Annotated in this window: 9 protein-coding genes; 4 read left to right on the forward strand and 5 right to left on the reverse strand. The window is 67.1% G+C overall.

All coding sequences use genetic code 11. The features are described from left to right. Positions 1–69: 69 nt before the first annotated feature. From P3W85_RS12645 to P3W85_RS12665, 5 genes are all read right to left on the reverse strand, one after another. Positions 70–1,215, reverse strand: a complete 1,146-nt coding sequence (locus P3W85_RS12645; protein WP_017226109.1) for a BMP family ABC transporter substrate-binding protein — start codon at positions 1,213–1,215, stop codon at positions 70–72. 158 nt (positions 1,216–1,373) lie between these two features. Continuing rightward, entirely contained in the window at positions 1,374–2,294 is a 921-nt protein-coding gene (locus P3W85_RS12650) for an ABC transporter permease (RefSeq protein ID WP_276265028.1), read from the reverse strand. A 17-nt stretch (positions 2,295–2,311) separates the two neighbouring features. Beyond that, positions 2,312–3,412 (reverse strand): ABC transporter permease, encoded by a 1,101-nt coding sequence (locus tag P3W85_RS12655; RefSeq protein ID WP_017226111.1) that lies wholly within the window; start codon positions 3,410–3,412, stop codon positions 2,312–2,314. Continuing rightward, a complete protein-coding gene (locus tag P3W85_RS12660) occupies positions 3,405–4,994 on the reverse strand; it encodes an ABC transporter ATP-binding protein (RefSeq protein WP_276265029.1) in 1,590 nt (529 codons plus the stop codon). The genes P3W85_RS12655 and P3W85_RS12660 overlap by 8 nt, the downstream gene beginning before the upstream one ends. A gap of 401 nt (positions 4,995–5,395) precedes the next feature. Next, positions 5,396–6,325, reverse strand: coding sequence for a pirin family protein (locus P3W85_RS12665; RefSeq protein ID WP_276265030.1), 930 nt, complete (start codon positions 6,323–6,325; stop codon positions 5,396–5,398). 702 nt (positions 6,326–7,027) lie between these two features. Between P3W85_RS12665 and P3W85_RS12670 the strand changes: the two genes are divergently transcribed. The 4 genes from P3W85_RS12670 to P3W85_RS12685 form a co-directional block, all read left to right on the forward strand. After that, entirely contained in the window at positions 7,028–7,744 is a 717-nt protein-coding gene (locus P3W85_RS12670) for an ABC transporter permease (RefSeq protein WP_276265031.1), read from the forward strand. A 29-nt stretch (positions 7,745–7,773) separates the two neighbouring features. Continuing rightward, positions 7,774–8,718 (forward strand): glycine betaine ABC transporter substrate-binding protein, encoded by a 945-nt coding sequence (locus P3W85_RS12675; protein WP_276265032.1) that lies wholly within the window; start codon positions 7,774–7,776, stop codon positions 8,716–8,718. A 10-nt stretch (positions 8,719–8,728) separates the two neighbouring features. Continuing rightward, complete coding sequence (locus tag P3W85_RS12680; protein ID WP_017231245.1) at positions 8,729–9,376, forward strand: ABC transporter permease; 648 nt, start codon at positions 8,729–8,731, stop codon at positions 9,374–9,376. Positions 9,377–9,378: 2 nt separating this feature from the next. Then, on the forward strand, positions 9,379–10,550 hold a 1,172-nt coding region (locus P3W85_RS12685), incomplete at its 3' end, for an osmoprotectant ABC transporter ATP-binding protein OsmV (protein WP_276265033.1).

The raw sequence follows: 10,550 nt of genomic DNA on the forward strand, positions 1-10,550 counted from the left end.
CCTCACCGCCTTGCCGGCATGTCCGCGCTGGCGGGCATGCCGGGTATAACGCAGAGTGCAGTCCGGCGCTCAGCCCGGGATCTTGCCTTCCACGCCTTCCACGTAGAACTTGATGCCGTGCAGGAAGCCGTCGTCGGCCACCTGGTCCTTGGCCAGCTGCTCCTTGCCGGTATTGTCCTTGAGCGGACCCTTCCAGATCGGCGCGGAACCGTCGACCACGCCCTTCTTGCGCTCTTCCACCAGGGCCTTCACGTCATCCGGCACCACGGCGTTGAAGCCCTTCAGGTCGATCATGCCCTCCTTCAGGCCCCACCAGGTGGTGCTGTTCTTCCACTGGTTGGCGAGCACGTCGCCCACCACCTTGTTGTAATAGACGCCCCACGAGATCACCGAGGCGGCCAGGTGGGCCTTCTCGCCGAACTTGCTCATGTCGCTGTCCCAGCCGAAGGCATACACGCCCTTTTCCTGCGCGGTCTGCACCACGGCGGCGGAGTCGGTGTTCTGCATCAGCATGTCGACGCCCTGGCCGATCAGCGTGGTGGCGGCTTCGCGCTCCTTGCCCGGATCGAACCACTTGTTCACCCACACCACCTTGACGGTGGCCTTGGGATTCACGGTGCGCGCTCCCAGGGTGAACGAGTCGATATTGCGGATCACCTCGGGGATGGGCACCGATGCCACCACGCCCATCTTGCCGGTCTTGCTCATCTTGCCGGCGACCACGCCGGCCAGGTAAGCGCCTTCGTAGGTGCGCACGTCGTACTGCGCCAGGTTCTCGGCGGTCTTGAAGCCGGTGGCATGCTCGAACTTCACGTCCGGGAATTCCTTGGCCACCTTGAGCATCGATTCCATATAGCCGAAGGTGGTGCCGAAGATGAGCTTGTTGCCTTGCGCGGCCAGGTCGCGGAATACGCGTTCGGCATCGGCGGCGGATTCGGGCACGTTCTCGACGAAGGTGGTCTTCACCTTGTCGCCGTACTTCTCTTCCACGGCTTTGCGCCCGGCGTCATGGGCATAGGTCCAGCCGGCGTCGCCGACCGGTCCGATGTAGACGAAGGCGACCTTGAGCGGTTCTGCCTTCTGCTCCGCGGCGGGTGCCGAAGCGGGGGCGGCGCTTTCGGCCGGTTTTTCGGCTTCCTTCTTGCCGCAGCCCGCGAGAGCCAGCACGGCGGTGGCGGCAAGTGCCGCCAGGGTTTTCCTGCGCGTGACGATCATGATTTCTCCTTGTAATGATCTGGGTACTGATTTCTTGACTAAGGTTGCAGCCGTGGCTCTGAATCGAGGGCTTTGAGTTCGAAGTCTCTGGCGGACTTCTGAAAAACAGGGGGTGCCGCGCGGCCGGGCATGGTGTCCGGCGCGCGGCAACGGCATGGTCAGGCGACGCCCGGGCGGAAGGGCTTGCCCAGCGAGGCCGGCATGTTCAGGCGTATCCAGGCCGGATTGCGCGAGATCAGCGCCAGTACCACGATGGTGGCCGCATAGGGCAGCATCGAGAGGATCTGCGACGGCATGGAGACGCCAATGCCCTGCAGGTAGAACTGCAGGATGGTGACGCCGCCGAACAGCCATGCGCCGGCCAGCACGCGTCCCGGCCGCCAGGTGGCGAAGGTGGTCAGCGCCAGCGCGATCCAGCCGCGCCCGGCCACCAGGTTCTCCACCCACATCGGCGTGTACACCAGCGACAGGTAGGCGCCGGCCAACCCACAGCAGGCGCCGCCGAACAACAGCGCGCCGAAGCGGATCAGGCGTACCGGATAGCCCAGCGCATGCGCGGATTCCGGCGATTCGCCGACCGCGCGCAGCGTCAGCCCGGCGCGCGTGCGGAACAGGAACCACATGATGGCGCCGCACAGGAACAGGCTGAAATACACCATCCAGTGCTGCTGGAAGAAGGCCGGCCCGAAGAAGGGAATATCGGCCAGCCAGGGAATCGACCTGGCCTGCGACGGCATGGCGAAACCGACGAAGCGCTGGCCCATGAAGGCCGACAGCCCGGTGCCGAAGATCGACAGCGCCAGGCCGGTGGCCACCTGGTTGGTCGCCAGCACCAGCGCCAGCCACGAGAACAGCGTGGCCATCAGCATGCCGGCCAGCGCGCCGGAGGCGAAGCCGAGCATGGGCGACTGCGTCTGGTAGCCGACCATGAAGCCGAACGCGGCGGCCACCAGCATCATGCCTTCGGCGCCGAGGTTGAGCACGCCCGAGCGTTCGTTGATAAGCAGGCCGAGCGCGGCCAGCAGCAGCGGCGTGCCGGCGTTGATCGCGGTGGCGATAAGAGGGGCGAATTGATCCATGTCTTGTGGGCTCTCGCTCAGGCGGCCTTGGCGCGCCAGCGCAGGCGGTTGTCGATCAGCGTATCGCTGGCCAGCAGGAAGAACAGCAGCATGCCCTGGAACACCGAGCCGATCGCCGATGGCAGGCCCAGGCGCGACTGGGCCATTTCGCCGCCGATATAGAACAGCGACATGACGATGCCGCCGAACACGGTGCCCACCGGATGCAGGCGCCCGACGAAGGCCACGATGATGGCGGTGAAGCCGTAGCCGGGCGAGATCGACGGCAGCAGCTGGCCGATCGGGCCGGTCACCTCGAAGGCGCCCGCCAGGCCGGCGGTGCCGCCCGAGATCATCAGCGCGCTCCACAGCGAACGGCGCGCCGAGAAGCCCGCATAGCGCGCCGCCGCCGGCGCGGTGCCGCCCACCTGCAGGCGATAGCCCGCGAAGCTGCGGAAGATGAAGACGGTCATCAGCACCACCAGCACCAGCATTACCGCAAAGCCCGCGTGCAGGCGCGAGCCCGACAGCAGGTTGGGCAGCAGGAACTCGGAGGAGAACACCTTGGACTGCGGGAAGTTCATGCCGTTGGGATCCTTCAGCGGACCGTTGACCACATACAGCATCAACTGCTGCGCGATATAGGTCAGCATCAGCGACACCAGGATCTCGTTGGCGTTGAACTTGTCCTTGAGCGCGGCGGTGAGCGAGGCCCAGAACATGCCGCCGATCACGCCGGCCAGCGATGCCAGCACCAGCACCACGGTACCGTTGACACCATTGCCGGGCACGTCGAAGTACAGCACGGTGGCACCGGCGAAGATGCCGCCGAGGATCAACTGGCCATCGGCGCCGATGTTCCAGATATTGGCGCGGTAGCACACCGACAGACCGAGCGCGCACAGCACCAGCGGCACGGTTTTGAGCAGCACCTCGCCGATGGCGCGGCGGTCCTTGAGCGGATCGACCAGGAAGACCTTGAGCGCGGCCATCGGGTCCTTGCCTAGCAGCAGGAAGAGCAGGGCGCCGAAGGCCAGCGTCAGCGCGAGCGCGATGAAGGGCGAAGCATAGGCCATGCGGCGCGAGGGCAGGCCGCGCGGCGCCAGCGAGACGGGAGAGCGGGACAGGAAATCAGCCATGGAGGACGGCCTCCTGTTGCTCGCGCCGGCCGCCGGGCCCGCCTTCCCACAAACCGCTCATCCACAGGCCGACCTGCTCGCGCGTGGCGTCCTGGGTGGGGATCGACGGCGACAGCCGGCCCTTGGCGATCACATGCAGGCGATCGCAGATGGCGAACAGCTCGTCCAGTTCCTCGGACACCACCAGCAAGGCGCAGCCGGTGGCCTTGAGCGCCAGCAGCTCGTTGTGGATCTGCGCTGCGGCGCCGACGTCAACGCCCCAGGTGGGCTGGGCCACGATCAGCACCTTCGGGCCGCTTTCGATCTCGCGGCCGACGATGAATTTCTGCAGGTTGCCGCCCGACAGGCTCTTGGCCAGCGCTTCGGGTCCGCTTGCCTTCACGCGGAAGCGGCCGATGATGGCCTGCGCCAGTTCCGCCGCCGCCTTGGGCGCAATCATGCCGCGCCGCACATAGGGTGCGGACTGGTGCGAGAGCATGATGTTCGCGGCCAGGCTCATGGCCGGCACGGCGCCACGACCGAGGCGTTCCTCGGGCACGAAGGCCAGGCCGGCGCGGCGCCGCTGGCGCGCGTCGAGCTTGCCGACCGGCCTGCCGTCCAGCGTGACGGCATTGCGTTCGGCGCGCACGTCTTCGCCCGACAGCGCGGCCAGCAATTCCTGCTGCCCGTTGCCGGACACGCCGGCAATGCCGACGATCTCGCCCGCGCGCAGGTCCAGCGAGATGCCGGCCAGTTCTGTCGCGAACGCATGCGCGCGCGGCAGCGAGAGTTCGCGCACGGCCAGGCGGCAGGCACCGGGCTCGGTCTGCACGCGCGTCTCGCGCGGCGGCTCGCCGCCGATCATCAGGCGCGACAGCGAGGCCGCGCTCTCCTGGCGTGGATCGCACACGCCGGTGACGCGGCCCATGCGCATCACGGTGGCGCTGTGGCAAAGCTCGCGGATCTCGTCGAGCTTGTGGCTGATGTAGAGGATGCTGGTGCCCTCCGCGGCGAGCTGGCGCAGCGTGACGAAGAGCGTCTGCACGGCCTGCGGCGTCAGCACGGAGGTGGGCTCGTCCAGGATCAGCAATTGCGGCCCGGCCAGCAGCGCGCGCACGATCTCCACGCGCTGGCGCTCGCCCACCGACAAGGTGTGCACATGCCGGTTCGGCTCGAGCGGCAGGCCGTAGCGCTGTGCCGTCTCGCGGATCTGCTCGGCCAGCTGCTTCATATTGGTGCCGGCATGCGGGCTGCCGCCGGCGCCCTTGTGTTGCCGCGGCAGGCCCAGGGCGATGTTCTCGGTGACGGTCAGCGTATCGAACAGCGAGAAATGCTGGAATACCATGGCGATGCCCAGGTTGCGGGCATCGTGCGGGTTGTGGATGGCGGCGCGCGCACCGTTGAAGTGCATCTCGCCGGCGTCCGGCTTGACCGCGCCGAAGATGATCTTCATCAGGGTGGACTTGCCGGCGCCGTTCTCGCCGAGTACGGCATGGATCTCGCCGGGCGCGACGACCAGGGAAACGTCGTCGTTGGCGGTGACGCCGGGGTAGCGCTTGCTGATATGGGCAAGCGCCAGCCGTGGGGTTGTGCTTAAGGTCACTGAGGCGGCTCGAGTTGTTATGGCAGCAACGTGGATCGATGTTCGTATGGCGGCAGCACTGCCTGCAGTGCGTGGGGCAGCATCGCCGTTTCGCATTGCAGCATCCATCATGGGTTCGTGATGCCGTTTATTAACGCAGGATTATATAAGTGCGCGGGGTTCGGACCACCCGGAAAGGACGGTTTTGGCGGCCCCGCAACGGATACAGGCAGGTTGCAAGTCGCATGCCGGGCACATGGCGGGCACATGGCGGGCTCTGGCGAGCGGGAGGGCGGCCGGCTCGCCCGTGGCCAGCGCGGGAGGTGGGGAGATAGGGATAAAGGAGAGAAATCCAGTGGGCAGGGCGCCCACCGGATATGAGGCCGGGGCGGCGCGATGCCACCCCGGCGATGGCCGGCGCGTCAGGCGCCCTGGCTCACCGCGATCTGGTTGAAGCGGCCTTCGCGGAAATCGGCCAGCGTCTGGTAGATCTGCTCCTGTGTGTTCATCACGAACGGCCCATATTGCACGATCGGCTCGCCCAGCGGCCGCCCCGCGATCAGCAGGAAGCGCGCATCGGCATTGGCGGTGACGTTCACGCCGTCGGCACCCGCCGCATTGTCCAGCACCCCCATGCGCTGTGCTTCCAGCACCGCCGCGTTATCGCCCGTGCCCACCGCGATCTCGCCGCGATAGGCGTACAGGAAGGCATTGTGCCCGGCCGGCAGCGCCTGCGAGAAGCTTTGCCCCGCCGGCAGCGTCACGTCCAGGTACAGCGGCTCCGTGACCGGACGCGTCACCGCGCCGGCCACGCCATGCGAGGCGCCTGCCAGCACGCGCACCGTCGCGCCGTTCGGCAGCGCCACGGTGGGCACGGCGGCAGCCGGCAGGTCGCGGTACCACGGCGCCGTCATCTTGTCCGCGGCGGGCAGGTTCAGCCACAGCTGGAAGCCTTCCATGCGGCCGTCTTCCTGCTCGGGCATCTCCGAGTGCACCACACCGGCGCCGGCCACCATCCACTGGGCACCGCCGTTTTCCAGCAGGCCCTCGTTGCCGGCGCTGTCGCGATGGCGCATGCGGCCGGCCAGCATATAGGTGATGGTTTCGAAACCGCGGTGCGGGTGATCGGGGAAGCCGCCGATATAGTCGTCGCGGCTGTCGGTGCCGAAGGCGTCCAGCATCAGGAACGGGTCCAGCCGGCGCTGCAGGTTCTGCGTCAGCACGCGGGTCAGCTTGACGCCGGCGCCGTCCGAGGTGGCGATACCGCGCACCACCCGGTCGATCGCGCGCGAGCGCTGCACGGTCTCCACTGCGGTGGCCGGGACGATGGGGGCGGTAGTGCGTTGTTCCATGATCGATCTCCTGTTGGCCGGGCAGCGGCCCGGCGTTGGCGAGGGTGGCGGCAATGGCACGCGACCCGTTGGCTACCCTCCCAATTTAAGGGTTTGCGGTAAATCCGGTAGAGGGCGGCCGGGCAACAGATTGTTCTGCCGGTGGCACGCTCGCCATGCTCGGATGCAACGTTTCTGGAACAGCGCGGGCCGCGCCGGGATGGCCGACGAAGCGCGCCAGATGCCGGTGAAAAGTGGCGTGAAAGCGCGATGCTGACAAGATCGATGGAAATGGGTATAATACGGCTCTCGTTGTCATCCGATGCTGCGTAATCATATCGGGTTGCCAAGGGTGCGGACCGCGCGTTTTTGTGGTGCCGGTCGTTCCCTTCCCTCCCTGCGCAGCACCGGCCGATTGATCCGGCGGCGCGTCGGAACCATCAAATTTGCGCTGCCACTGGCCTCCCGTTTCTGCGTCTTCGCAGCGGGTTGCGCCGCTCCAGGGACCCCCGCCTTCATCGGCATGGTGTCCCGTCAATTGGGTTTCCGCCCCCAGGGCGTGGAACCCGGCGCCCGTCCACCGGCTCATCTGCCGGTCATGGCGGGCAAGGCAATCTAGTCTGGGCCGGCGGCCCCCATTGCATCCGCCCGCGCCCATCTTGTCGTCCGTCGATCCGGATGTGGCTGCTCGCGCCCACATGCGGCGCGCGGAGAGAGGGGAATATGTCCAAGCAATCCGTCCAGGCGCTGGCCTGGGGATGTCTCACGCTCGTCGCGCTGGCCGGTCTGGTCGCGTGGATCGGCGTGGACGTCATCCGGCAGTATCAAGACCGCCTATGGTACGACGTGGCCGATCACCTGCGCCTGGTGGCGTGGTCGATGGGCCTGGCCCTGGCCACTGGCATTCCGGCCGGCGTGGCCCTGAGCCGGCCCTGCATGCGCCGCTGGGCCGACCGCCTGATGCAGGTCTTCAATATCGGCAACACGGTGCCGTCGCTGGCGGTGCTGGCCCTGGCCCTGGCGGTGCTCGGCATCGGCGAGCGGCCGGCCATCCTGGCGCTGTGGCTGGCCTCGCTGCTGCCGATCGTGCGCAATACCTGCGAGGGCCTGCTGGGCGTGTCCCCGGCCCTGACCGAAGCCGCCCGCGGCCTTGGCATGACGGCGCGCCAGCGCCTGTTCCGGGTCGAGCTGCCCAATGCCTTGCCGGTGATCCTGGCGGGGGTGCGCATCAGCCTGGTGATCAACGTCGGCACGGTGCCGCTGTCGTTCCTGATCGGCGCCAATAGCCTGGGCGAACTGATCTTCCCCGGCATCTACCTGAACAACCAGCCCCTGCTGCTGCTGGGCGCCGCGGCCACCGCGCTGCTGGCCCTGGGCCTGGACGGCCTGTTCGCCGCCGCCGGCTATTGCTACCTGCGCAGCCGCGGCCTGGCGCGCTGATGCGCGTACCGACCATGAAGGAGAACCCGATGCATTTCATCACAAGCGCGCTGGCCGGCGCGGCCCGCGTGGCGCGTGGCCAGGCCCGCATGCTGGCGAGTCTCGCCGTGCTGGCCGCGGTGGCGGCGCTGGCGCTGCCGGCGCACGCCGACCCCATCCGCGTGGGCGGCAAGAATTTCACCGAGCAACTGATCCTGTCCTCGATGACCACGCAGTATCTGGAGGCCAAGGGCCTTGCCGCCGAGCTGACCTCGGGCCTGGGCAGCACGCTGATGCGCCAGGCCATGGAGAGCGGACAGCTCGACGTGGTGTGGGACTACACCGGCACCGCCCTGATCGTATTCAACAAGGTCGAGGAAAAGCTCGCAGCGCAGGAAAGCTACGAGCGCGTCAAGGCGCTCGATGCGGCGCGCGGCCTGATGTGGCTGGATGCCTCCGGCATCAACAACACCTATGCGCTGGCGATGCCGCGCAAGCGCGCCGAGGCTGCCGGCGTGACCACGCTGTCGGCCTTCGCGGAGAAGATGCGGGCGGCCGGGGAGGGCACCGCGCATCCGTTCGCCGTCGATATGGAATTCGCCGCGCGCCCCGACGGGCTGGAGCCGCTGAAGACGCTCTACAAGCTGCCGTTCGCGCGGCGCGACGTGATCCAGCTCGATCCCGGGCTGGTCTATACGGCACTGAAGAACGACCAGGTCGAGCTTGGCCTCGTCTACACCACCGATGGCCGCGTCAAGGGCTTCGATCTGGTGCTGCTGGAGGACGACCAGCATTTCTTCCCGGCGTACAACGCCGTGCCCGTCGTGCGCAAGGCGACGCTGGAACAGCATCCGGAACTCGCGGGTCTGCTCAACGCACTGTCGGCAAAGCTGGATAACGAGGCCATGACCGAGATGAACTACCGGGTCGATATCGGCCAGCAGCCGGCCGACAAGGTGGCGCAGGAATTCCTGCGCAGCCACGGCCTGATCTGAGAGGGGACGCATGGATTTGCTGACCTACCTCCAACATAGCTGGCCGACGCTGCTCAAGCTGACCGGCCAGCATCTCGCGCTGGTCGGCTCGGCGGTGGGGCTGGCGATCGTCGTCGGCGTGCCGCTGGGCATCCTGTGCGCGCGCTTCCGCTTTCTCGCCGCGCCGCTGCTGACGCTGGCCACCATCGTGCTGACCTTGCCGTCGATCGCGCTGTTCGGCCTGATGATCCCGATCTTCGCGCGCTTCGGCCACGCGCTCGGCTACGTGCCGGCGGTGACCGCTGTGTTCCTGTATTCGCTGCTGCCGATCATGCGCAATACCTGCGTGGCGCTGGCCAATGTGGACGACGGCATCCAGGAAGCCGGCCGCGGCATCGGCATGACCACCTGGCAGCGCATGCGGCTGGTGGACCTGCCGCTGGCCGTGCCCGTCATCCTCGGCGGCGTGCGTACCGCCGTGGTGATGAATATCGGCGTGGCAACCATCGCCGCCATCATTGGCGCCGGTGGTCTTGGGGTGCTGATCCTGCAAGCGATCAGCCAGAGCAATATGAGCAAGCTGGCGATCGGCGCGGTGCTGGTCAGCGTGCTCGCCATCGTGGCCGATGCCTGCCTGCAGTGGTTGCAGCGGGCGCTGACACCGAAAGGAATTCGCTGAACATGATTGAACTCGACCAACTCACCAAGACCTTCAGGCAAAAGGATGGCGCGGAAGTGCGCGCCGTGGATGCCGTCTCGCTGACGGTGCCCAAGGGGGAAATCTGTGTTTTCCTCGGCCCCTCGGGTTGCGGCAAGACCACCACGCTGAAGATGATCAACCGCCTGATCCAGCCCAGCTCGGGCCGGGTGCTGATCGACGGCGAGGACACTTCCCGCGTGGACGAAGTGACGCTGCGCCGCAAGATCGGCTATGTGATCCAGCAGATCGGCCTGTTCCCCAACATGACCATCGAGGAAAACATCATGGTGGTGCCGCGCCTGCTGGGCTGGGACAAGAAGCGTAGCCGCGAACGCGCGCGCGAACTGATGTCGATGGTGCAACTCGATCCGGACAGGATGCTGACGCGCTATCCGCGCGAATTGTCCGGTGGCCAGCAGCAGCGCATCGGCGTGATTCGCGCGCTTGCCGCGGATGCCCCCGTCCTGCTGATGGACGAGCCGTTCGGCGCGGTCGATCCGATCAACCGCGAGAGCATCCAGAACGAGTTCTTCCAGATGCAGCGCCAGCTCGGCAAGACCGTGATCATGGTCTCGCACGATATCGACGAGGCGATCAAGCTGGGCGACCGCGTGGCGGTTTTCCGCCGCGGCAAGCTGGTGCAGTTCGACCATCCCGATGCCTTGCTTGCGCATCCCGCCGACGATTTCGTACAAGCTTTCGTCGGCCATGACAACACGCTCAAGCGCTTGCTGCTGGTCCGTGCCGGCGACGCCGCCACCATGGCGCAGCATTGCAGCGCGGAGATGCCGCTGGCACAGGCTTTCGGCCTGATGGACGAGGCCGACGTGCGCCACCTGCCGGTGGTGGACGCGGCGCAGCGTGCCCTGGGCTTCGTCACGCGGCGCGATGCGCGTGCGGGGCAGGGCGTGTGCGCCGATGCGATGCGGCCCTTTGCCGCTACCGCCGCGTTCGACGAACACTTGCGCATCGTGCTGTCGCGCATGTACCAGCACAACACCAGCTGGCTGCCGGTGGTGGATGCGGATGGCGCCTACCTTGGCGAGGTCACGCAGGAATCGATTGCCGACTATCTCAGCTCGGGGCGCTCACGCGGCAATGCGCCGGTGATTCAGCCGCCGCAGGCGCCTGTGACGATCGAGCGCATCGCGGC

Source organism: Cupriavidus basilensis (genome assembly GCF_029335485.1).
GTDB classification, from domain to species: Bacteria; Pseudomonadota; Gammaproteobacteria; order Burkholderiales; family Burkholderiaceae; genus Cupriavidus; species Cupriavidus basilensis_E.